Raw genomic sequence first — 21,667 nt, 5'->3', positions numbered from 1 at the left:
GCCTCCGTCAACCTTGCGCGTCGGCGGCCTCGGCGAGCACGCGCCGCTTCTGTTCACCGATGACCTGGTTCAGCCGGAACCCTTTGGCGCAGCCGTAATACGCGGTGAACTGCAATGCGACTTCGTCCATCTCGTCGAAAGAAATGTCGCCACTCTTCAGCGCCGCGTACACGTGCGACAGGATGGGGATATCGGCGTCCTGGAACGCCACGCACGCCACGGTGATGAGGCGCCGCTCCTTCATGCCCAGGCCCGGCCGCCGCCACATCTCGCCGAAGACGAAATTGAGGATGCCCGCACCTTGATAGGGGTCGTCTCTGGGGGGCGCGAATGGGATGCAGTTGACGTCGACGAACGCCTGTTCCCCGCCCTGGAGGCGCTTCTCGGGGTCGCTCTCGGTGGGCAGCGGGAGAAGTGGTTCTGGCGGGGGAGGCGCCTCGCCACGTTCATCGTGAATTCGTTGCCACTGAATGTCGACGAAGATGTTGAACCGCGACGCCTTGGGCCATCCGGCGTAGACAGCGAAATGCAGGACCGCTTCGCGCATTTCGGTGATCGAGATGTCACCGCTTTTCAGGGCGGCGTAGATGTGCTGCTCCAGCGGTGCGTCGGCGTCGGCCGCTGCCACACATGCCAGCGTGACGAACCGGCGGTCCCGCCGGCTGAGCACCGAGCGCGTCCACACGTCGGCGAAGACGAAGTCGATCAGTCCCTCGGCGATCGCGGGAGTGGTGTCGGTGGGTGGTTCGACCGTCATCACCTCGGTGAAGGCGCGCAGTCCGCGCTCGCGGCGGCTGGTGTGGACGGCATCAGTTGTGGTCATCAGAGCTTGTTGCAGAAGCCGGCGTCGACAGGAAAGGTGACCCCGGTGACGTACTTGGCGTCATCGGAAGCGAGGTAAGCGATGGCCGCGCTGACATCCTCGGGTTCGAGCATGTCGACGGGCATCGGATTCTGTAGGTGTGGTCCGCCGTCGGGGTAGGCCTCCAGGAATGCGGTCATCGCGGGATTCACGGCCATCATGGTGCGCACGGCGGTCGGATGGACGGTGTTCACGCGGATGCTATGTGGAGCAAGGGCATTGGCGAGTGTGCGCATCAGGCCCACGATTCCGTGTTTGGACGCCGCGTAGCCCAGCCCACCGCCCTGGATGCCGCCGAAGCCTCGAAGTCCGGCGGTCGAACTGGTGAAGATGATGCACCCGCCGCGCTGTCCGCCGATCACGTGTGGAATTGCGGCTCTGGCGGTGTGGAAGGCGCCGACAAGGTTCACGTCGAGCACGTCGGTCCACTGCTCGAGCTCTTCATCGATCGTCAATTCGCGGAACGTCATCGTCGCGATCCCGGCATTGGCGCACACGATGTCAAGGCGGCCGAACTGTTCAACACCGGCGTCGAGGGCGGACTGCAATTGATGGAAGTCGCGGACATCAGCGACGGTCGCCAGCATCTTGCCGCCGGCGGCTTCGACGAGCGCGACTGTCTCGTCCAGCTCATCGCCGGTCGCCATCGGATATCCGTTCGACCGGATGTCTGCGCAGATATCGACGCCGATGATGTTGGCGCCCTCGCTGGCCAACCGCACCGCATGGCTGCGGCCCTGGCCGCGGGCCACGCCCGTGATGAAGGCGACCTGGTCGTCCAATCTGCCCATTGTTGTCCTCGCTTCGTTGCGATTTCGGCTGAAGTTTTCCGCGCCGTCGTGGTGTAACGGCGTTACTCTCGAGCGCACAGTAACATCGTTACCGTGTCCGCGGGAGGCGTTATGCAAACGGCACCCACCGAGGGTCGACTGGAGACAGTTGCGTCGGACCCTCTGATCGGCATCGTCGTGGAACTGCTCGACACCGAAGGGTACGAGGCGGTTCAGCTGAGGGAGGTCGCACGCCGCGCGCGCATGTCACTGTCGACGATCTACAAGCGCTACCGCACGCGCGACGAACTCATCATCGCCGCGCTCGAATGGTGGTTGACCGCCAACCGTTACGCCGACCTCGCACCGGCGGATGACGCCACGTTGTACGGCGGGCTCATGCACATATTCCGAACGGTGTTCGAGCCGTGGGAAACCCATCCGCAACTGCTCAAGTCCTACTTCCGGGCGTTGTCGGGGCCGGGGGGAGATCGCCTCACCAAGCTCGGGATTGACGCGGTCACGCCGCCGGCACGCGATGTCCTCGCCCACGCTGATCCCCAGTTCGCTCAGGATCTCGAGCGGATCCTCACCAGCCTCGTGTATGGCGTGCTCGGCCAACTCGCCAGCGACGCCATCGACGTCACCGACGTCGTGCCGTCAATCGAGCGGGCAGTGTTCTGGCTCGTCGACGGTCGCTCATAGCGCGAACGAGAACCCCGTTTAGCTCGCGGTCGATATTTCCGGTAGACCGAAAGAACCCGCGAACAGTGACGACCGTCTACAGGGCGTTACGGCCCATCGTCGGTGTTGTTCACCGCGTTGAGCAGCGCCGCCGTGGCGGCCGACGGGAGCGTTCGCCCCGAGAGGGTGAGCACGTGGCTCAACGGCATCGACGCCACCATGCGCAGTAATTCGGGGTGCTGCTGCAGCGTTGATGCCTGAGCATTGTCGCCTTCCGCCATCAACTTCAGCAACGCCTCGCGTCCGTCCGGCCTGGCCATCCACTCCCCGACCGACGAGTGGACTGTCAGGGGCAAGGCGGGAACGGGCACGGTGAGATCGATGTCGGACGCCAAACGCAGGTCACGTGAGGACGCGCCGACAGCAATCCGGAACGTGCCGGGTTCGACGGTCCAGGCCCCGCGCTGGTCGTCCCAGAACGCGAAATCACGTTCACTCAAGCCTATTTCGACCTGTTGACTTTGCCCGGGCGCTAAATGCACCTTGCGGAATGCCTTGAGTTCACGCTGCGGCCGGTCGACCGACGCGGCCAGGTCGCTGACGTAGATCTGTGCGACGTCGCTTCCGGCTCGGCCGCCGGTGTTGGTGACCGTGAACGACACCGTCGCCTCGCTTCGCCCGGGATCCGGCACGTCGACACGAAGGTCGCTGTAGTCGAAGGTGGTGTAGGACAGGCCATGTCCGAATGGGTGGGCGACGGCGCGATGTGTCGTGTCGTACCAGCGGTAGCCGACATAGTGCCGCTCGCCGTACAGCACCCGCTGCGCGGTGCCCGGGAAGTTGCAGTAGGCCGGGGTGTCGGTCAATACCCAGGGAATCGTCTCGGCGAGCCGCCCGCCCGGCTCGGCCAGCCCGAACAGGATGTCGGCGGCCGCACCCCCGCCTCCTTGTCCCGGGAGCCACATCTCGAGGACGGCGCGGGCGTGCTGCTCGACGCCGGCTGTCAGCACAACACCGCCGTTGCTCAGGACCACCGCGATGTTGGGATTCACGGAGGCCACTGCGCCCAGCAGTCGGAGTTGATCGGCGGGCAGTTCGAGCGTCGTGCGGTCGAAGCCCTCCGATTCGGCGACCTCAGGTAGGCCGAGGAACATCAGCACGACCTCGGCACCCCGCGCCGCCGCCATGGCATCGGCGAGCAACGCTTCGGGAGCTGAGTCGTCGAGGGTGAACCCGGGCGCGAATCGGATCTCGCACCGACCGTCGACGATGGCAGTCAACTCGGTCAGTGCTGATTCGATACGGGTTGGGCGCACGTGGGAGCTTCCGCCGCCTTGGTAGCGCGGGGTCCGGGCGAACTCGCCGATGACCGCCACAGGCCCGCGGCGCGCCGGATCAAGCGGAAGCAGACCGTCATTGGTGAGGAGCACCGCCGACTCGGCGGCAGCCCGGCGAGCCAGGCGATGATGACGATCCCGGTCGACCACCCCGACGTCTGTGTCGCGGTCGTTGAGCAGACGCGCTGCCATCGCCAGGATCCGCTCGGCGGCTCGGTCGACAACCGACTCCTCGAGAGTTCCGCTCGCGACGGACTGCAGCACAGTCGCCGCTGCCGCACCGCCGCCGGTCCCGGGCATGATGAGATCGAGCCCGGCTTGCAGGGATGCAACCGGATCGACCACCGCGCCCCAGTCGGACACGACGACACCGGCGAACTGCCAGTCGTCGCGAAGAATCTCGGTGAGTAGCCACGGATTCCGGGCTGCCGGAACACCATTGACGGCGTTGTAGGCTGCCATCACCGTGGCCGGGTTTGCGTCCCGGACGATGTGCTCGAATGCCGGCAGGTAGATTTCACGCAGTGTTCGTTCATCGACCTCTGCGCTGACCCGCATGCGATGGGTCTCTTGATTGTTGGCCGCGAAGTGCTTGACCGACGCGCCGACACCGCAGCGCTGAAGGCCCCGTACCCATGCGGCGCCCAGTTCGCCGGACAACACCGGGTCTTCGGAGAAGTATTCGAAGTTGCGTCCGCACAACGGGCTCCGCTTGATATTCACGCCCGGGCCGAGCAGGACGTCGACTCCCAATGCGCGGCTCTCTGCGCCGAGTGCGGCGCCGATCTCCTCGAGCAGTTGCGGGTCCCACGACGATCCGGTCGCCGCTGCGGTCGGGAACGCCGTCGCCGGCTCGCACTCGTAGAAGTTCTGCGGCGCAGCACCTTCGGCCATCCGCCGCACGCCGTGCGGTCCATCGGTCAAGGTCAGCGACGGCACGTTCAACCGATCGATTCCCACTGTCGACCACATGTCGCCGCCGGTGACGAGCGCGGCCTTCTCCGCAAGCGTCATCTCGGCGACGACCGTCTTCGGGTCGAACATCACTGGCCTTTCGTTCGACCTACCAGCCTGTCATGCGCTGTGCGTGGTGACGGCGTGTTCGGGCCAACCGAAGGTGGGTTCAGTGTCGACAGCTCCCTTCAATCCGTCGCACTCATGTCCCCAGTCGCCGGGATGCCGTCGGCGAGGCCGTAACGCAAGTACACGGTCCCCTTGGAACTTATTGCGGGCGGTTCGAGGAGCGTGACGTTCGTGGGCACAGTGCCGTCGTCGAAGACCTTCTTTCCGACGCCGAGCATGAGCGGGTGCACCCAGAGGTCAACACGGTCGAAGAGCTTCTCCCGCAGCAGGGTCTGCACCAGGTTCAGGCTGCCGACGACCTTCACGTTCTCGTGCCGGTCGCGGACCTCGCGCACGGCGTCCCCCAAGTCGGGACCCAGCTGTGTAGACCCTGCCCACGAAAGGTCGGGCTTGCCGCGCGAGGCGACGTACTTCGGCACACGGTTGAAGAGCGTGGCGATCTCACCCTGTTGGTGCGGCCAATGGGCGGCGAAGATGTCGTACGTGCGCCGGCCGAGCAGCAGCGCGTCCGTGCCCTCGTATGCATCCGCGATCTGGGCGCCGGTGGCCTCGTCCATCAGCGGCGCCTGCCATCCGCCGAACGGAAACCCCGCCGGGTCCTCGTCGGGACCGCCGGGTGCCTGCCCCACGAGATCGAGGGTGGCGAACAGTTCTAGGTAGATGAGGCCCATGCGCGGACTCCTGATACGTCGGTGGTCACTATCAACAAATAGACTCGCGGCCGCGGGCAGAGTCATCGCCGGCGTTGGTATGCAAGTTCTCCTGATCCGCTAACACGGCCGTCGGCGCCGACGATTACAGGGACATGCCTCTGTTTCGTGCTGCCGGCGCGCTCGCTGTCGCGCTGACTGCGCCCTGGTTGTGGGTGGCAACGGCGCACGCGGAGGGCTTCGCGCAACTCGACCGTGTTCCGGTCGTGGCTTCCCCGACGTGTGCCGGTACCGTCAGCGCCGAGGCCCAAGTGGCCCCTGTGCAGGTCGGCGATCGTGTCGAGGATGGTGTCCGCGTTGCCATCCACTACGACGCCGCCATTTACGACGGTTCGTGCGCACTCACCGTGAGCGCCGACTGGGTGAATCTCGACACTGGTGCGTCGGGAAGCCGCGACATCACCGCCGTGTCGACGATCGACGGGCACTACGGTTTCATCGGCTACGCCAGCACCACGTTCGAGACGGGTAGCGGCACGGTGGTCGTCACGCTCAGCTCCCATCCGGGCGCCGAGATGCGCATCACGACTTGAGACCTACGCGCCTCGGCCCCAACCATCGCCAAGCGCCGCACGACTAGAGTTCGTAAGGTGCTCGGGTTCTGCGAGACGGCGTGGGAGGCGGCATGACGCTCGCAACGCAGTTGTGGACGGAGAACGCTGACGTGGTGGCCGAGGTGCTGGCCAACCCGTTCGTACGGGGTATCGGAGACGGCTCACTGGACCGCGATCTCTTCGCGGGCTATATCGCACAGGATGCGTTTTTCCTCGCATCGTTCGCCCGTGCCTATGGTTTGGCGTTAGCCCGCAGCTCGGACACGGCCACCTTGTTGACGTTCGCCGATTTGCTCGCCGGGGTGCGTGAGGAACTCGGGTTGCACGCGTCGTATGCGGCGTCGTGGGGGATCGACATGGCTGGCGTCGAGCCTGCCGCGGCGACGCTGGCCTACACCGAGTTCCTGCTGGCCACCGCCGCCACTGGTGATCTCGGGGTGGTGTGCGCGGCGATGACACCGTGCATGCGGCTCTACGCGCACATCGGAACCACGTTGGACGCCGACACCGCCGGACCGTACGCCCAATGGGTGCAGACCTATGCCGATCCGGGCTTCGAGGACGTGGCTGCACTGCTGGAACGACTGCTCGATCAGCACGCCGATGACGTCCCCTCCGCGCGTACTGCCTACCGGCGGGCGATGCGGCTGGAGCTGGCGTTCTTCGATGCGGCCCTGCTGCCTGGGGGCTGATGACGCGGCCGGCGATACGAAGATCCCCCGGGCGCGACCATAACCGTTAGAGGGAGCGCGCGATGATTTCCTTCATGATCTCGTTGGTGCCGGCGTAGATCTTCTGGACGCGGTTGTCGGCCCACGCCCGCGCTATCGGATATTCGGTCATGTATCCATAGCCACCATGGAGTTGCAGGCATTCGTCGAGCGCGGCCATCGAGCGTTCGGTGGTCCACCATTTCGCCATCGCGACCGTGGGGATGTCGAGTTCGCCGCGCAGATGCCGCGACACGCAGTCGTCGACGAACACCCGCGCAATGCGCGCCTCGGTGGCCACTTCGGCGAGTTTGAACTTGGTGTTCTGGAACGCGAACAGCGGCTTGCCGAACGCGTGCCGGTCCTTGGTGTATTGCACGGTCTGCGCCAACGCCTCCTCGACGCCCGCGGCCGCACCGACCGCGATGATCAATCGCTCCTGCGGCAGTTGGAGCATGAGCTGCACGAACCCTTGGCCCTCTTCGGTGCCGAGCAGGTTCGATGTCGGAATCCGGACGTCCTCGAAGAAAAGTTCGGAGGTGTCCTGGCCCCTCTGGCCGATCTTGTCCAGCACGCGCCCGCGCCGGAACCCCGGTCGGTCGGCCTCGACCAGCACCAGCGAGATCCCGCTCGCCCCTTCGGAGGTGTCGGTCTTGGCGACAACGACGATCAGATCGGCCTGAGCACCGTTGGTGATGAAGGTCTTCGAACCGTTGACCACGTACTCGTCACCCTCGCGGATGGCTTTGGTCTTGACGGCCTGCAGATCTGAGCCGGTACCGGGCTCGGTCATCGCGATCGCCGCGACCACCTCGCCTCTGGCCATCTTCGGCAGCCACTGCCGCTTCTGTTCGTCGGTGCCGTACGCGTTGAGGTAGTGCGCGACGATCCCGCTGTGCACCGACTGGCCCCACGACGTGTCGCCGATGCGCGCCTGCTCCTCCATGAGAACCGCCTCGTGCGCGAAAGTTCCTCCGCCGCCGCCGTATTCCTCGGGAATCGACATGCATAGCAGGCCCAGCTCGCCGGCCTTGGTCCACAGCTCGCGGTCGACGTGATGCTGATCGATGAACCTCTCGGCGTTGGGCTTGATCTCCTTCTCGCAAAACGAGCGGGCTAGTTCGCGCAGCGCGTCGAGGTCGTCGTCGAGCCAGCTGGAGCGGTATGCGGTCATGTCGTCACTTTCTGGACAGCGTGGTAATCGGGGTAGTGCAGGTCGGCCATCTGGTTGAGGTACTGGGTGGCGAAGCCGGGATACATGGTGGCGTTGAAGCCGTCTTCGGTCAGATACCAGCTGCGGCAACCCGAATTCCAGGTGGTCTTCGCCAGCCGCTGCTGGAGCTCTTCGTTGAAGCGGCGTTGGGCATCGACGCGGACGTCGAGGTACTTCAGACCCCATCGGTTCAGCGTCCGGATCGCCCGCACCGCGTATTCGATCTGGGCCTCCATGTACACAAGCGCCGAATTGTGGCCCGGACCCGAGTTCGGACCGAAGGTCAGATACAGATTCGGGTAGCCGGCGACGCTTGTGCTCTTGTATGCGTAAGCGCCGGAGGACCATTCGTCGCCGAGTGACCGTCCGCCCAGCCCGGTGACCGGGAACGGCGTGCCCGCCTTGCACACATCGAAGCCGGTGGCGAAGACGATCGCGTCGACCTGGTGCTCGATGCCGTCGGAAGTGCGAATCCCGTTGGGGCACAATGTCGCGATTGGCCACGTGATCAGCTTGCAGTTCTCTTTGGCCAGGGACGGGTAGTAGTCGTTGCTGATCAGTAGCCGTTTGCAGCCTGCGGTGAATCGCGGGGTGAGCTGGCGTCGCATCCAGGGGTCCTTGACTTGCAGGCGCAACTGCATCTTCGCGATTCCCTGCAGCGCGCGCGTCATCACCGTCGGCCACACCAAGCCGAGCGCCATGAACTCATGGACCCAGAACACACCTTTGCGCGCCGCGCTCTGGGTGACCGGAAGCTGCCGGTAGAGCCGCTTGTTCCACTCCGGAGTGCGGTACTGCAGCCGCGGCAGCACCCAGCCCGGAGTGCGCTGAAACACCTTCACCTGCGCGGCGGTCTTGACCAACTCGGGGATGATCTGCACCGCGCTGGCGCCGGTTCCGACGACGGCGACCCTCTTGCCGCTGAAATCGTATTCGTGATCCCAACGGGCGCTGTGGATCTTCTCTCCCGTGTACGTCTCGAGGCCGCGAATCGGCGGCAGGCTCGCGTTCGACAGCGGCCCCTGAGCCATGATGACCGAGGCACCGGAATAGGTGTGTCCGGCGGCGGTGGCGATCGACCACACGCCGTCGGACTCATCGAACGACAACGCGGTGACTTCGGTGTCGAACCGGATGAACCGGCGCAGGTCGAAGTTCTCGACCATCCACTCGATGTAGCCGAGGATGTCGTTGCTGCCCGAATAGCCTTGCGGCCAGTCCGGTTTCGGCGCGAACGAGTATGAGTACAGCAGCGACGGGATGTCACAGGCGGCGCCCGGATAGGCGTTGTCGCGCCAGGTGCCACCCACTGCGCTGGCACGCTCGAGGATCACGAAGTCCTCGATTCCACTCTGGCGCAACCGGATTGCCGCGCCGAGCCCAGCGAAGCCGGCGCCGATGATCACCACTGAGGCCGTCATGACGCCACCGGTTCGGGGGTGAGCTCGCGGATCCAGGACGGCACCGGCCGCAGCATCCGCTTCGGGTAGCGAGCCGACAGCGCGATCAGCGGGTCGGCGATGAACCGGCGGAACCGCACGTTGCTCTCGACGACCAGATTTCCGTGGCCGCGCACGATGCGGTACATGGGGTTGCGGCTGGTGTACTCGCTGCGGTCGCCCACGTTGGAGAACCGTTTGATGGCCGCGAACAGGCTCTCCTCCTTCAGTCCCATCGCGACCACGTTGTCACGCATCTTCGACAGCAGCGGGGTGTAGATGAGCACCCCGATCAGAAAGGCCGGGCTGGCCACGGCGCCGACGGTGTTGATCAGCAGCTTGCGGGCAGGCGCATTGCCGAGCAACTCCAATGCGTGGAAATCGACTGCGAGGTGCCGGGATTCGTCGGCGTTGATCAGCTTGAACGCTTCGTGGCACACCGGGTCTTGGACCTCGTCGAGGAGAAACTTGAGCAGGGCGCCGTCCAGCGCCACCTCGAGCATCGGGATGATGGTGCCGAGCATGCTCAGCGATGCCTTGTCGGCGTAGGTGTCGAGCCAGTCGATCGCGAGGCGGATGTTGATGTTCGGTTCGGGGATCTCGTCTTCTTCGAGCATGCCCCACCGGCGCATCAGGGCCAGTTCGGCATTGGCGTGGCGTTGCTCTTCGGCGTGGAAATACCGGTAGATCTCGGCAAGGGTGTCGTCGGACGCCTTCAGGGCCAGCGCGGCGAATCCGCGGGCACCGACCTGCTCGATCCACACCAGGTCCGACATGAATTCCTTGAGTTTGGGGCGCTGCTCGTCGGTGATCAGTTCGGCACCCGGGGCGTCCCAGTCGATGTCGCCGAGCGCCCACTGCCGGTCCTTGATCTTGGCCAGCATGTCGGAAAGGTCCATGGCCATGGCGAACTCCTCTGTGGTCGTTGTCTTTTCAGGCGGTGAATGGTTCTCGGGCCGCGCCGGAGGCAAGGTGGTCGGCGAGAAACGTGCCGCTCTGCTGGATTGCGGTGCGTGCCTCGGGAACGAAGCGGAACATCGCGGGGAAGACGTGGATCTGTCCGCGGGCGACGTGCAGGTGCACTGTCACGTTGGCGTCGCGAAGGCACTGGGTGAGACGGCGCGAGTCGTCGAGCAACATCTCTGTGCTGCCGACGTGGATCATCGTCGGCGGGAAACCGGCGACGTCGGCGTCGAGCACCGACAGCAGTTCTTCGCAGGGGTCGGCGTCGCCGACGTAGAGGGCGAATGTCGGCGCTACGCGTCGCGCCGGCGCGAACGCATCGCGTCGTCGCCCGTCCAGCGCGAGAGCCAACGCGCCGGTGAGATCCAACGCCGGTGAGTACAGCAGCACCGCCGCGGGATCCGGCAGGCCGTGTCGGCGCGCGGCCAATGTCGTGGCGACCGCCAGCTGACCACCGGCCGAGTCGCCCGCGACCGCGACGGCCCGTCCGGTCGACGCCAGCCATTCGTAGGCGGCCAGTGCGTCGTCGGCGGCACACGGGAAGCGGTGACGCGGCGCCTTGCGGTACTCGACGGCGAACACCGGCTGACCGGAGGACGCCGAGAGCTCGCCGATCAGGCCCCGGTGAGTACGTGGTGAACACGCGACGAAGGCGCCTCCGTGGATGTAGAGCACCGCGGCCCCGTCAGGGTCGACGCCGGGGGCGCACACCCACTCCCCGCGGACGCGTCGGCCGCCGAACGCGGCGTCGACCGGCGTGACCGTCAGTCCGCGGCGCGGCGCGGAGGCCGCGGCGAGAAACGCCCGCAGGATGACATCGAGGCCGCAGACTCCGACCGCGTTGGACGGGAGCAGTGCAGTGACAGGTCGCATCACCGCCGAGCTCAGCGCGAACAGTGCCCTGCTGGCCACGCTCGGCGCGGCGAATGCCCCGGACGTCGCTGGCGCAGAAACCTTGGAAGCTCCATTGCGTTCCATGAAGAACGAAGGTACATATTTAGTGTATTTGTTTCAATGGGGGAGGTGCCGGCCGTGAAGTACACCGGTTTGCTCGCAAAGGCCGTGCAGCGATTCGGCTCGCCGGCGGTGGAGGGCACCGGCGAACGCATCCTCGACGCCGCGTTGAAACAGTTCGAGCTGTTCGGCATCAATCGTTCGACCGTCGAAGACATCACCCGTCGGTCCGGACTCGCCCGGGTCACCCTCTACCGGCATTTCCCCAGCAAGGACGAGATCATCGAGGCCGTTCTCCTGCGCGAGCTCGAGCGGTTCCTTGCCGACCTGCGAGACGAAGCCGCCCGCTATTCCGAGAAGGAAGACAAGCTCGTCGAAGGGTTCGTCTTCACCCTCAACACCCTGCGTCAGCACACGTTGCTGCAGCGGATACTGGCCACCGAACCCGAAACCGTGCTGCCGTTCCTGACCGTCGAAGGCGACGGCGTCGTCCAGACGGCGTCATCATTTCTCGCATACCAGCTGGCGGTGGAACTACCCGAGGACGACCGCACGCAGCTGGAACTGCTCGAGGTCTCGGAGGTGACGGTGCGAATCATCTTGTCGTTCTTTCTGACACCGTCGGTGAACATCGCACTCGGCGACGACGATGCTGCGCGGGCCTTCGCGCGCCGCTATCTCGTCCCGCCGCTTCTGGGCCTGACCGCCAGCTGAGTTGCTCTGGTTATCGCCCAAATCGGTGCTGTAAGTCGGCGTCGACCTGGTCGTAGTCGCGGTTCTTGGTCTCCGGCACATAGCGTTTGACGAACCACAGTCCGAACGCGCAGATGAATGCAAAGAGCCAGAATGTCTGGCCCTGTCCGAGCGCGTTCACCACGGTAAGGAAGACGAGGCTGACGACGAAGTTCGACGTCCAGTTCACCGCGGTCGCCGCGCTCGAGCCCGACGCGCGCACGCGTGGTGGGAAGAGCTCGCCGACCAGCACCCAGAAGATCGGGCCCAAGCCCGCCGCGTAGGCGGCGATGTAGACAACCATGAACACCAGCGACAGCTCGGCGCTCATCCCGGCGACGAACGACAGCCCGAGCAACGCGAGCATGACGGCCATGCCGGCCAGCGAGACGATCAACAGAGGGCGGCGCCCCAGCCGGTCGATCAGACGAATCGCGACAAGCGTCATGACCAGGTTGATGACGCCGATGGCCACCGAATAGACGATGGCGTTGGACGCGGTCAGCCCGGACTGCGAGATGATGGTCGGCGCGTAGTAAATGATGGTGTTGATTCCGCCGAACTGCTGGATGGCAGCCAGCGTGAGCCCTACCACGAGCGCCGGGCGGACCCGCGCGGCGAGCAGTGCACGCCATCCATTCGTGTCCCGATCGTCGTCCTGCCCATCGGAGGCCCGCCCCAGGCGCTGTTGACGTCGCTGCAGCAATCGATCTGCAGTCGCTTCGTTGGTGACCGACGCGATCAACCGGCGGGCCTGGTCGGCGCGGCCGTGGGTCAACAGCCACTGCGGAGACTCGGGCAGGACCCCTACCGCCGCGACCACCATCACCAGGGCAGGGACCGCGCCGAACCCGATCATCGCGCGCCAATTCTCAGCGCTGGAGAACACCACGTTGACCAGATACGCGACGAGGATCCCGGTCGTGATCATCAGCTGGTTGAGGGTCAGCATCCGGCCCCGAACCTCTGACGGAGCAATCTCAGACAGGTAAACCGGAACGGTTGCCGAGGCGGCACCCACCGCGAGGCCGAGCACCAGTCGGCCGGCGAGCAGTGTCCAGTACCCGGTCGAAAAGGCCGCGACCGCCGTGCCGAGCAGGAAGACCGCGCCCTGCAGCCCGAAGATTCTCTTGCGGCCGATTCGGTCGGCGATGCGTCCCGACCCCAGCGCGCCGGCCATCGCGCCCAAGAGAAGGACACTCACCACGCTGCCCTGCTGGAAGGCGTTCAGTTCGAAATCGGTCTTGACGAACAGCAGCGCGCCGGAGATGACGCCGGTGTCGAAGCCGAACAGGAAGCCGCCGACCGCGATCAGGATCGCCCAAGACCAAATCCTTCGCAGTCCCGCGGCCGGAACCTCCGCGAGCGGTCCCTCGGTCCCCGGTGCACTGGAGAACCCCTGTGCCATGACTACCACCCTGACGTCGTCGTCGCGCTTATGCAGCATGTCGGAGAACTCGGACCTCGGGGCGGGCCTAGTGATGATCGACCCGTGAGCCGTTGACATGTTTACATTACGTCCTGTAAAGATAATGCGCATGTGGCGACCGACAACGACCCGGCGTCGTCGGTGACGAGGGCAGAACCGGCGCGCGGTCGTCCACGTGATCCGCGCACTCAGCAGGCCATCATGGCGGCCACGCGTCGACTGCTGGCGCGTGACGGCTATGAGCAGGTGTCCATCGAGTCGATCGCGCGCGAAGCCGAGGTGAGCCGACCGACGGTGTACCGGCGCTGGCCGTCGAAGACCCACGTCGTCTTCGATGCCGTGTTCGGTCCCGCGGACAGCGCCGAGGTGTTGGCGGGATCGGGTGAATTCCACTCAGACCTAAGGCAATTCGTGGAGGGCGTGTTCAGGTTCTGGCGCGAACCCGTGGTGGCCAGCGCCACCATGGGCATCCTGGCTGACCGACACCGCGACCCCGCACTCGTCATCCGTACCCAGCAACTTCTCGATGAGCAGACCCGCCACGACTTCGCGGCTTTGGTGCGGTCGGGTATCGAGCAGGGGCTGGTCCGGCCCGACCTCGACGTCGAGATGGTCTACGACGTGCTGGTCGGCACCACGTTCTACGCCGCGCAGGTGCTGCAGCGCGACGACAGCGACGACGTGGTCAGCAGACTCTGCTCACTAATCATGCAGGGAGCCGCAACCACAAATGAGGAGAACCCGTGAGCAATGTGCAACCGGCCGACGACCTTTCGGCAGCGTTCGCTGACCTGCTCGACGAGGTCCGCGCCGTCGAACAACGGGTGCGCGACGCCGATCCGCCGTTGGACGAACCGGACATCCTCGACGGCTACCGACTGGCTTTCAGCCTGCTGCGCGTCGCCGTGGACGCCTATGTCTGGGGCGACAAGGAAAAGCCCATCCTGGTCGATGTCATCAGCCCCTACTTGAAATGGGGTGGCGACAATTCCGATGCCTTCTACCAACTCTCGCCGATCGACCCCGACCGCCGATATCGCGTCAGCGGCAACCGTGGCGACGCCGTCTACCTGTCGATGACGGTCTACGGCGGCCCCGACGACGGACGCTACAGCGACCGGATCGTCGGCACCATCAATGACCGCGCCCTGGAATTCGACGCCGACGGCAACTTCGAGTTCACCCTCAGCGCAACCCCACCCGAAGCCGGCGCGTGGCTCAAACTCGAGCCCGACGCGGTGTTCGCCCTCACCCGCGACTACATGGAAGCGCCCGAGGACGGTCGGCGCCCGGAATGGAAGATCGAGGCGATCGATCCGCCGGCCCGTCGGCACGACGACCGTGCCGATCTGACCCGGCGCCTGCGCGCGGCGCGAACGTGGCTCAACGAGCAGTGCAAGATGCTGCCCGTTCGGGTGGAGCCGCCCAACGAGATTCACGAACCGTTCCCGGTGCCCACCCAGACCTACGGATGGGCGGCCGGCGACGCCGCATACGCCATGGGCGCCTACCACCTCGAACCGCACCAGGCGCTCATCATCGAGGGCACCTCACCGGACTGCGTTTTCTGGAATCTCTGTCTGTGGAACCCCTTCCTGCACACCTACGACTACACCCACGAGCGGGTCACCATCAACGGCGCCCAGGTCAGCTATGAGGACGACGGTTCGTGGCGGATCGTCATCAGCGATCAGGATCCGGGGCACCCGAACTGGGTATCGACCGCCGGTAGGTCCAAGGGCTTGATCTGGCTGCGCTGGTTCCTGCCGGAGGACACCCCGGCCCGTCCGCAGTGTCGCGTGGTGGATGTCGCGGAGTTGCGCGCGTGATCGACGGAGTGACGCGGCCGGCGTCGATCAGGCTGACGGACCTTGCCGATCCGGTGTATCCGGCGGAGGCACAACCGATGCGTCAAGCGCTGGCCGCCTACGGCGCAACGCTGGAACTGTCACCGCAGGCGTTGCTGGCGGCGGCGACCGAGCGCACGGGCCTCGCCGAGTGGGGCGACCCGGGTTTTCGGGACCGCCTCGACGTGCTGTGCGGCGCGCTCGTCGAAGAGGCCGGGCTCTCCGACACCGGCACCGCCGTCGTGTTCGAGCAGTTGGTGGGCAACCTGGTCAATCGGCTTCGGTTGGCGGCCTTGATCACCGAGCACCCGGAGATCGAGGACATCCCGATCGAACGTCCGATCATCATCTGCGGACTTCCGCGCACCGGAACGACCCATCTGCACAACTTGATCGCCGCCGACCCCGCGATCCGCTATCTGCCGTACTGGGAAAGCCTCGAGCCGTTCCCGGCGCCCGATGAACACGATTCGCAGCCCCGGCGGGATCGATGCGCGACCGGCCTTGAGCTGGTGAACACGTCGATGCCCGAGTTCAAGCGGATGCATGACATGACGGTCGACCATGCGCACGAGGAGATCCAGCTCCTGGTGAACGACATCTCGGGCATGCTGTTCGAAACCACCTATCACGTACCGAGTTTCGCGGCGCACTACAAGGCGAACGACCAGGCGCCGTCGTACGCGTACCTGAAGCGCAGCCTGCAGGCGTTGCAGTGGCTGCGCGGCGGAACCCGGTGGGTGCTGAAGTCGCCACAGCACCTCGAGCAGTTCCCGACGCTCGTCTCCACGTTCCCGGACGCCATCTTCGTTGTGACGCATCGAGATCCGGTCGAGGTGACGCAGTCGATGGCGACCATGGTCAGCTACGCGGCGCGGATGGCGTGTGCCCGTCCGAACCCACAAGAGATCTCGCGTTACTGGCTCGAGCGTGTCGAGGACCTGCTGAACGGCTGTGTGCGTGACCGCGACGCGCTGCCCGCCGCACAATCGGTCGACGTGCGGTTCGAGGAATTCATGGCCGACGAGGAAGGCACCATCGCGGCGATCTACGAACTCGCCGATCAGCCCTTCGAGGCGAACTCGCGCGCTGCGATGGCGCAGTTCCGGTCAGATCACCCACGCGGCCGCTATGGCGGCGTGCTCTATCAGCCCGCCGACCTCGGGTTGGACACCGACGAGATCGACAGCCGACTGAGCGCCTATCGCAGCCGGTTTCTCACCGATTGAACCTGGAGGAACGATGAATGAAACTGCACCTCAATCTATCTCGTCGCGAGCATGGGTGGCCACGAGCCTGGGTGACCCCGCCAAGGTGCTCGAGCAACAGACGGTGGACGTGCGGCCGCCCGGGCCCAACGAGGTCCGAGTCGCTGTCCGCGCCTTCTGTCTGAACTTCAACGACATCGACATCATTCGAGGGCGCTACTCGACACTGCCCCTGCAACCACCGTTCGTACCGGGCATGGAGACGGTCGGAGTCGTCGAAAGTGCGGGTCTAGGCGCCGAGCATCTTGTCGGTCGACGAATCGTCGGCATTCCGGTGATGGCGTTCGGCGGCTATGCCTCCTACGCGATCGTCGACGCGGCGACAGCTCTGGAGCTGCCGGACTGGATCAGCGACACCGATGGCGCGGCGCTGCACTACCCGTTCCATCTGGGCTGGTTCGCGCTGCGGGAACGGGGCCGACTGCAACCCGGTGAGACGTTGTTGGTCCACGCCGCTGCCGGTGGAACCGGCTCAGGCGCTTTGGTTCTCGGCAAAGCGCTGGGCGCTCGGGTCATCGCGACGGCCGGTAGCGACGAGAAGGTCGCCTTCTGCAAGGAACTCGGCGCCGATCACGCCATCAACTACCGGCGCGGCGACTGGGTCGATGAAGTCATGGAGTTGACCTACGGCCGTGGCGTAGACGTCGCCTTCGATGCCGTCGGTGGCGACGTGACCGTGCAGACGTTCCGGTGTATGGGGCTCAACGGACGTCATCTGATGGCAGGCTTCGCCGAGGACATCGCGCTCGAGGACGGCGACTATCTCTCGCCGCGGCCGATCGCATACGGCAACTTCGACGTGTGCGGTGTGTGTTTGGTCTACGTCACCGATCCACTCGCCGTCCGTCGCACCCTGGGCTTCAATTGGCCGGCGCGCTCCGACGGAGTCGACGCCCATACCAAGATCCTCGAAATGATTCGGACCGGGACGATCCGGACCGTCGTCGGCGCCGAGGTGCCGTGGGTGGAACTGCCGACCGCCCTGGAGCGCATGCAAGCGCGCGCGACCACCGGCCGTCTCGTGGTGACGACCGGCGCGCACGGTTAGACAACTACCCGGCCTCGCGGCGTCGATCGAAGCGATAGCGCAGGGGTCGGCCCAGCCGCCGGGTCGCGCTCACGCGGTACATGGCACGCAACAGGCTTCGGTGAAGCGGCGAAAAGTGACGGTCCATCCCCGGCGCGTCGGTGTACCAGAGTTCGGCGTCGAAGACCAGGCCGGGCACCGCGCGCTCCAACTCGCGCGGATCGTTGATGGCCCAGCCCAGTCTCGCGCCGGAGGCCTTCACGCACCCGTAGCGCTGCAGGAACCACAAGCCTCCGCGGCCATAGCCGTCGAACAGCAGTTCACCGGAGGGGAAGTGCTCGGTGATCCGGCATAGCAACGCGACGCCCTCGTCGGCAGGCAGGTATGGCGTGAGACCTTCGGCGATCACCAGAACCGGCCTGTCGCCGGGGACCTCGTCGAGCAGCTGCGGATCGGTGACCGACATGGCGACCGTGTGCGTGCCGGCGGGTGGCGGGGGGAAGAGCCGCCGGCGCAACTCCATGACATCGGGGAAGTCGACGTCGTACCACCGCACCGTGGAGGGCGGGTCCACCCGGTACACCCGGGTATCCAGGCCGCAGCCAAGGTGCAAGACGGTGCAGTGCGGATTGCTGTCGAGAAACCGCCGGGCCCAGGTGTCGTAAGCCTTGGCGCGCACCGCAAGTGACGTGTGGTCGGTGCGACGAATCCGCAGCCGGCTGAAGTCGTAGTCGATCCGCTGAAGCGCCTTATCGGCTTCGCGATCGGCCAGGACGGTGTTCGGTCGGCGGCTCTCCATGGCCTTGCCGTACAGCGTGGCGAGCGTGGTTTCTTGTGCGCCGATGAGCCTGACCGTCTCGAGTTCCACAGGTCGCTCCAGTTTCTCCTGATAGTGGGTCGGACACCGGCCTGCACGTGACAGACCGACCGTCGGTCTATTAGGCTAGCAGCCGTGCGGCAGCTGAAAAAGCCAGAAGTACGCCGAGGCGAGATCGTCGATACCGCGCTACGGCTATTCGCCGACCGGGGTTACGAGAAGACGACCGTCGAGGCGATCATCGGGGAGTTGGGTGTCGCGAAGGGTTGCTTCTACCACTACTTTCGGTCCAAAGAAGACCTCTTCGGGGCGTGTGCGGAGATCGTTTCGGAGCGGTTGCTCGCCGACTATCGCGGCATTCTCGAGAACCCCGCCGCGCGGCCGGCCGAACGCCTGGTGGCGTTCCTCGACTACACATACGGATTGGCGGATGATCCGGATGGTTTCCTGCGCTCACCGCAGCCTACCGCGGTCGCCGATCTAGACCATCGGGTGTCGAACACAGTTGCCGCACAACTGCTGCCGAGCGTCACGTCCTTGATCGACGAAGGGGACACCGTCGGCGATTTCGTCGTCACCGATCCCGAGATGACCGCGGTGGCCGTCCTCGGCGCATTGAACAACCTGCACAACGCCTATGTCTTCCGCGCCGAACTAGACCTCGCAGCGCACCGGCGAGGTGTTCTTCAACTGCTCGATCGCATGCTCGTTGCGCAACTGCCGGAATCGGTGGACATGCCGGCCACGAAGGGGGAGACCCGATGAACGACGTGCTGATCGTGGGTGCCGGTCCAACCGGGCTGACGATGGCGATCGAGCTGGCACGACGCGGCGTCGCGGTGCGAATAATCGACGCCGCGGCCGGTCCGGCCACCGACACGAGGGCACTTGGCATGCAAGCCCGAACGCTGGAACTGTTCGAGAAACCCGGGGTCGTCCAGCCCCTGCTCGACCGGGGTCTGCGGGCCCGGGTTTTCAACGTCTTCAGCGAGAACCGCCAGATCCTGCGCGCCGACTTCGCCGGCCTTGACAGTCCCTTTCCCTTCTTGCTGATGATTCCGCAGAACGACACCGAAGAGGTTCTCGCCGAGCACCTCGCCACGCTAGGGGTCGAGGTGGACCGCGACACGGAACTGGTGTCGTTGGACCAGACCGATGAACACGTCCATGTGCAGGTGCGGTGTGCCGACGGCACCGTCGACACAGCCACGGCGTCGTGGCTCATCGGCGCTGACGGCGCACACAGCACCGTGCGGCACGCGCTCGGGATCGGTTTTCTCGGCGGCGCATTCGAGGAGAACTTCGCCGTTGCCGATCTGCGGATGGACTGGTCGCTACCGCACGACCAGTTCTTCGCGTACCTGAACCGAGGACGTTTCGTCGCGTACTTCCCGATGCTCGGCGGATGGCACCGGATCGCCGTCGCGCAACCGCCTGACGCAGCGTCATCGGAGCTCCCGGTCAGCCACGAGGAGCTGCAGGCTGCCGTCGATATCTGTGCGCCCCCGGGCGCCCGGATCGCCGAGATCCGACAGGCCGGCCGTTTCCGAATCAACCAGCGCCGCGCTGAAACTCATGCTCGGGGACGGGTTTTCCTGGTAGGGGACGCCGCGCATATCCACTCCGTGGTAGGTGCGCAAGGAATGAACACCGGAATCGCCGACAGCTTCAACTTGGGGTGGAAACTGGCAGCCGTGGTGCGGGGGGCTGCGCGGCCAGAGTTGCTCGAGACTTACGCGGCCGAACGAGCTCCGGTGGCCGACCGGCTGGTCAGGGGAACCCGGCGCATCACTCGGATGACGTTGCTGCGCAATCCTGTATCTACCGCCGTGCGCCGTCGGGTCGCTCCAGTGGTGTTGGGCCGCGACGCTGTCCAGCGAAAGCTCACCCGAGCGATCTCCCAGATCGACGTCTCCTATCACGACGCCACCGGAGCCGGTCCGCGCGGCAGGGTCGCCGTCGGTGACCGTGCGCCTGACGTCGAGGTTGCACAACGACGCGGTGGCAGGACCCGCTTGTTCGACCTGCTACATCGCGACAGGCACACGCTGTTCGGCTTGGGTTCAGCCGCCAGCGATCTCACGAAGACGATCAGCGGATTCGCCGACCTCATCCATTCGGTGCCGATCGACGATTTAGCCGTCGCGGCGTGCTTCGGCCTGGACGGCGGAGGTCTGGTCTTGATCCGGCCCGACGGCTATGTGGGCTACCTCAGCGGTAGCCGCGATGCAGCGCCACTGCGCCGCCATCTCACACAGATGTTCACCGAGGAGAAGGGGGCCAACCGTTGAAGGCGGTATGGATGACCGGATTCGGCGGGCCCGACATGTTGCGGATAACCGAAGTGGCGACTCCGGCCCCGGCACCCGGCGAGATTCTCATCGACGTGCAGGCCGCCGGGGTGGCTTTCGGCGACATCATGAAGCGCCAGGGCGCATTTGGCACCGACATGCCGCTACCAAGCGGACTGGGCCAGGAGGTGGCCGGGACCGTCGCTGCGCTTGGTTCGGGCGTCGACGGGCCGGCGATTGGTTCGCGGGTCACCGCGCTCGTGGAGCATGGATACGCCGAGTATGCGGTGGCGCCCGCCTCGCTGACGGTCCCGGTACCCGCGGACGTCGATGACGCCAGCGCTGCGGCGGTGTGGATCCATGGCGTTACGGCCTACCAGACGCTTGTGGAAGCCGGCGGCCTGCAGAAAGGAGAGACGGTTCTGGTGCACGCGGCGGCGGGGGGAGTCGGGACGCTGGCCACCCAGATCGCCAAAGTGCTCGGCGCCGGATCCGTGGTGGGTGCGGTCAGCAGGCCCGAGAAGTTCGCTCACCTTCGGCGCCACGGGGCTGACATTGCAGTGGACTACTCCGACCACTCCTGGCCCCAGGCGGTGCTCGAACAGACGGCCGGCCGCGGCGTCGATCTCGTGCTGGACTCGGTCGGCGGGGACATTGCCCGCCAAAGCGTTCAATGCTTGGCGCCGTTCGGGCGGATCGTCACGTTCGGCGCGGCCAGCGGTGCACCAGCCGACTACCTCAGCACGGAGTTGATGAACCACGGCGCGACCGTCGTCGGCTACTCGCTGACCGATTGGCTGCGCCATCGGCCCGAGAAGGCCGCGCAGACGGCGCAGCAGTTGCTCACGTGGCTGGCGCGCGGCGCGATCACGGTGGTGATCGGCAGTAGCTACCCACTCGAGCGGGTAGCCGATGCGCACCGCGCCATCAGCGACCGTAGGACCGTGGGAAAGACCGTGCTGCTCCGCTAGATGGAC

General features: G+C 65.6%; 21 protein-coding genes. 11 read left to right on the top strand and 10 right to left on the bottom strand.

What is annotated here, in order from left to right:
- Positions 1-7: 7 nt before the first annotated feature.
- Complete coding sequence (locus AU185_RS00765; protein ID WP_059100415.1) at positions 8-823, bottom strand: carboxymuconolactone decarboxylase family protein; 816 nt, start codon at positions 821-823, stop codon at positions 8-10.
- The gene (locus AU185_RS00760) at positions 823-1,653 is read right to left on the bottom strand and encodes a mycofactocin-coupled SDR family oxidoreductase (protein ID WP_059100414.1); all 831 of its coding nucleotides are present in this window, start codon (positions 1,651-1,653) and stop codon (positions 823-825) included. The genes AU185_RS00765 and AU185_RS00760 overlap by 1 nt, the downstream gene beginning before the upstream one ends.
- 111 nt (positions 1,654-1,764) lie before the next feature.
- On the opposite strand from AU185_RS00760, the gene AU185_RS00755 reads away from it, so the two are divergent.
- Complete coding sequence (locus tag AU185_RS00755) at positions 1,765-2,337, top strand: TetR/AcrR family transcriptional regulator (protein ID WP_156425346.1); 573 nt, start codon at positions 1,765-1,767, stop codon at positions 2,335-2,337.
- A gap of 86 nt (positions 2,338-2,423) precedes the next feature.
- On the opposite strand, the gene AU185_RS00750 is transcribed toward AU185_RS00755, so the two are convergent.
- Both AU185_RS00750 and AU185_RS00745 read right to left on the bottom strand, forming a co-directional pair.
- On the bottom strand, positions 2,424-4,697 hold the full coding sequence (locus tag AU185_RS00750) for a beta-glucosidase family protein (protein WP_059100413.1): 2,274 nt from the start codon (positions 4,695-4,697) through the stop codon (positions 2,424-2,426).
- 98 nt (positions 4,698-4,795) lie between these two features.
- A complete protein-coding gene (locus AU185_RS00745) occupies positions 4,796-5,407 on the bottom strand; it encodes a dihydrofolate reductase family protein (RefSeq protein WP_059100412.1) in 612 nt (203 codons plus the stop codon).
- A gap of 134 nt (positions 5,408-5,541) precedes the next feature.
- Between AU185_RS00745 and AU185_RS00740 the strand changes: the two genes are divergently transcribed.
- Positions 5,542-5,979 carry a hypothetical protein gene (locus AU185_RS00740; protein ID WP_059100411.1) on the top strand — a complete coding sequence of 146 codons (438 nt, stop codon included), beginning with the start codon at positions 5,542-5,544 and terminating at the stop codon, positions 5,977-5,979.
- A gap of 92 nt (positions 5,980-6,071) precedes the next feature.
- A complete protein-coding gene (locus tag AU185_RS00735; protein ID WP_059100759.1) occupies positions 6,072-6,692 on the top strand; it encodes a TenA family protein in 621 nt (206 codons plus the stop codon).
- A 46-nt stretch (positions 6,693-6,738) separates the two neighbouring features.
- Here AU185_RS00735 and AU185_RS00730 read toward each other — a convergent pair whose 3' ends face one another.
- Genes AU185_RS00730 through AU185_RS00715 form a run of 4 tightly spaced genes read right to left on the bottom strand, consistent with a single transcriptional unit; the run spans position 6,739 to position 11,303 of the window.
- On the bottom strand, positions 6,739-7,884 hold the full coding sequence (locus AU185_RS00730) for an acyl-CoA dehydrogenase family protein (protein WP_059100410.1): 1,146 nt from the start codon (positions 7,882-7,884) through the stop codon (positions 6,739-6,741).
- Positions 7,881-9,344: a flavin-containing monooxygenase gene (locus AU185_RS00725; protein WP_059100409.1), complete on the bottom strand. Its 1,464-nt coding sequence runs from the start codon at positions 9,342-9,344 to the stop codon at positions 7,881-7,883. The genes AU185_RS00730 and AU185_RS00725 overlap by 4 nt, the downstream gene beginning before the upstream one ends.
- Positions 9,341-10,267 carry a hypothetical protein gene (locus AU185_RS00720; protein WP_059100408.1) on the bottom strand — a complete coding sequence of 309 codons (927 nt, stop codon included), beginning with the start codon at positions 10,265-10,267 and terminating at the stop codon, positions 9,341-9,343. The genes AU185_RS00725 and AU185_RS00720 overlap by 4 nt, the downstream gene beginning before the upstream one ends.
- 28 nt (positions 10,268-10,295) lie before the next feature.
- Entirely contained in the window at positions 10,296-11,303 is a 1,008-nt protein-coding gene (locus AU185_RS00715; RefSeq protein WP_059100407.1) for an alpha/beta hydrolase, read from the bottom strand.
- A gap of 54 nt (positions 11,304-11,357) precedes the next feature.
- On the opposite strand from AU185_RS00715, the gene AU185_RS00710 reads away from it, so the two are divergent.
- A complete protein-coding gene (locus AU185_RS00710) occupies positions 11,358-11,993 on the top strand; it encodes a TetR/AcrR family transcriptional regulator (protein ID WP_059100758.1) in 636 nt (211 codons plus the stop codon).
- A 10-nt stretch (positions 11,994-12,003) separates the two neighbouring features.
- Here the strand turns inward: AU185_RS00710 and AU185_RS00705 are convergent, their stop codons facing one another.
- Positions 12,004-13,419 carry a sugar porter family MFS transporter gene (locus tag AU185_RS00705; protein WP_059100757.1) on the bottom strand — a complete coding sequence of 472 codons (1,416 nt, stop codon included), beginning with the start codon at positions 13,417-13,419 and terminating at the stop codon, positions 12,004-12,006.
- A gap of 132 nt (positions 13,420-13,551) precedes the next feature.
- Here AU185_RS00705 and AU185_RS00700 point away from each other — a divergent pair, with 132 nt between their 5' ends.
- Genes AU185_RS00700 through AU185_RS00685 form a run of 4 tightly spaced genes read left to right on the top strand, consistent with a single transcriptional unit; the run spans position 13,552 to position 17,603 of the window.
- Positions 13,552-14,187: a TetR/AcrR family transcriptional regulator gene (locus AU185_RS00700; RefSeq protein WP_059100406.1), complete on the top strand. Its 636-nt coding sequence runs from the start codon at positions 13,552-13,554 to the stop codon at positions 14,185-14,187.
- The gene (locus tag AU185_RS00695) at positions 14,184-15,269 is read left to right on the top strand and encodes a DUF1214 domain-containing protein (RefSeq protein ID WP_059100405.1); all 1,086 of its coding nucleotides are present in this window, start codon (positions 14,184-14,186) and stop codon (positions 15,267-15,269) included. The genes AU185_RS00700 and AU185_RS00695 overlap by 4 nt, the downstream gene beginning before the upstream one ends.
- Positions 15,266-16,516, top strand: coding sequence for a sulfotransferase family protein (locus AU185_RS00690; protein ID WP_059100404.1), 1,251 nt, complete (start codon positions 15,266-15,268; stop codon positions 16,514-16,516). The genes AU185_RS00695 and AU185_RS00690 overlap by 4 nt, the downstream gene beginning before the upstream one ends.
- 55 nt (positions 16,517-16,571) lie before the next feature.
- Positions 16,572-17,603, top strand: a complete 1,032-nt coding sequence (locus tag AU185_RS00685) for a zinc-binding dehydrogenase (RefSeq protein WP_059100403.1) — start codon at positions 16,572-16,574, stop codon at positions 17,601-17,603.
- A 4-nt stretch (positions 17,604-17,607) separates the two neighbouring features.
- Here AU185_RS00685 and AU185_RS00680 read toward each other — a convergent pair whose 3' ends face one another.
- Entirely contained in the window at positions 17,608-18,450 is an 843-nt protein-coding gene (locus tag AU185_RS00680) for a class I SAM-dependent methyltransferase (RefSeq protein WP_059100402.1), read from the bottom strand.
- An 84-nt stretch (positions 18,451-18,534) separates the two neighbouring features.
- On the opposite strand from AU185_RS00680, the gene AU185_RS00675 reads away from it, so the two are divergent.
- From AU185_RS00675 to AU185_RS00665, 3 genes are read left to right on the top strand one after another with little or no spacing between them, the layout of a single operon-like run.
- Entirely contained in the window at positions 18,535-19,164 is a 630-nt protein-coding gene (locus AU185_RS00675) for a TetR/AcrR family transcriptional regulator (protein WP_059100401.1), read from the top strand.
- Positions 19,161-20,690, top strand: coding sequence for an FAD-dependent oxidoreductase (locus tag AU185_RS00670; RefSeq protein ID WP_059100400.1), 1,530 nt, complete (start codon positions 19,161-19,163; stop codon positions 20,688-20,690). Before AU185_RS00675 ends, AU185_RS00670 begins: the two co-directional genes overlap by 4 nt.
- Positions 20,691-20,701: 11 nt before the next feature.
- The gene (locus AU185_RS00665) at positions 20,702-21,661 is read left to right on the top strand and encodes a quinone oxidoreductase family protein (protein WP_059100399.1); all 960 of its coding nucleotides are present in this window, start codon (positions 20,702-20,704) and stop codon (positions 21,659-21,661) included.
- Positions 21,662-21,667: the final 6 nt, after the last annotated feature.

It is taken from the genome of Mycobacterium sp. GA-0227b (assembly GCF_001499855.1).
Taxonomy (GTDB): Bacteria; Actinomycetota; Actinomycetes; order Mycobacteriales; family Mycobacteriaceae; genus Mycobacterium.
The sequence above is the reverse complement of the archived record's forward strand: the minus strand, read 5'-3'. Positions and strand labels throughout refer to the sequence as shown.

Excerpts from the sequence above, each read along its gene's own strand:
- AU185_RS00765 (WP_059100415.1), bottom strand. The coding sequence starts at position 823 with ATGACCACAACTGATGCCGTCCACACCAGCCGCCGCGAGCGCGGACTG.
- AU185_RS00760 (WP_059100414.1), bottom strand. The coding sequence starts at position 1,653 with ATGGGCAGATTGGACGACCAGGTCGCCTTCATCACGGGCGTGGCCCGC.
- AU185_RS00755 (WP_156425346.1), top strand. The coding sequence starts at position 1,765 with ATGCAAACGGCACCCACCGAGGGTCGACTGGAGACAGTTGCGTCGGAC.
- AU185_RS00750 (WP_059100413.1), bottom strand. The coding sequence starts at position 4,697 with ATGTTCGACCCGAAGACGGTCGTCGCCGAGATGACGCTTGCGGAGAAG.
- AU185_RS00745 (WP_059100412.1), bottom strand. The coding sequence starts at position 5,407 with ATGGGCCTCATCTACCTAGAACTGTTCGCCACCCTCGATCTCGTGGGG.
- AU185_RS00740 (WP_059100411.1), top strand. The coding sequence starts at position 5,542 with ATGCCTCTGTTTCGTGCTGCCGGCGCGCTCGCTGTCGCGCTGACTGCG.
- AU185_RS00735 (WP_059100759.1), top strand. The coding sequence starts at position 6,072 with ATGACGCTCGCAACGCAGTTGTGGACGGAGAACGCTGACGTGGTGGCC.
- AU185_RS00730 (WP_059100410.1), bottom strand. The coding sequence starts at position 7,884 with ATGACCGCATACCGCTCCAGCTGGCTCGACGACGACCTCGACGCGCTG.
- AU185_RS00725 (WP_059100409.1), bottom strand. The coding sequence starts at position 9,344 with ATGACGGCCTCAGTGGTGATCATCGGCGCCGGCTTCGCTGGGCTCGGC.
- AU185_RS00720 (WP_059100408.1), bottom strand. The coding sequence starts at position 10,267 with ATGGCCATGGACCTTTCCGACATGCTGGCCAAGATCAAGGACCGGCAG.
- AU185_RS00715 (WP_059100407.1), bottom strand. The coding sequence starts at position 11,303 with ATGGAACGCAATGGAGCTTCCAAGGTTTCTGCGCCAGCGACGTCCGGG.
- AU185_RS00705 (WP_059100757.1), bottom strand. The coding sequence starts at position 13,419 with ATGGCACAGGGGTTCTCCAGTGCACCGGGGACCGAGGGACCGCTCGCG.
- AU185_RS00670 (WP_059100400.1), top strand. The coding sequence starts at position 19,161 with ATGAACGACGTGCTGATCGTGGGTGCCGGTCCAACCGGGCTGACGATG.
- AU185_RS00665 (WP_059100399.1), top strand. The coding sequence starts at position 20,702 with ATGACCGGATTCGGCGGGCCCGACATGTTGCGGATAACCGAAGTGGCG.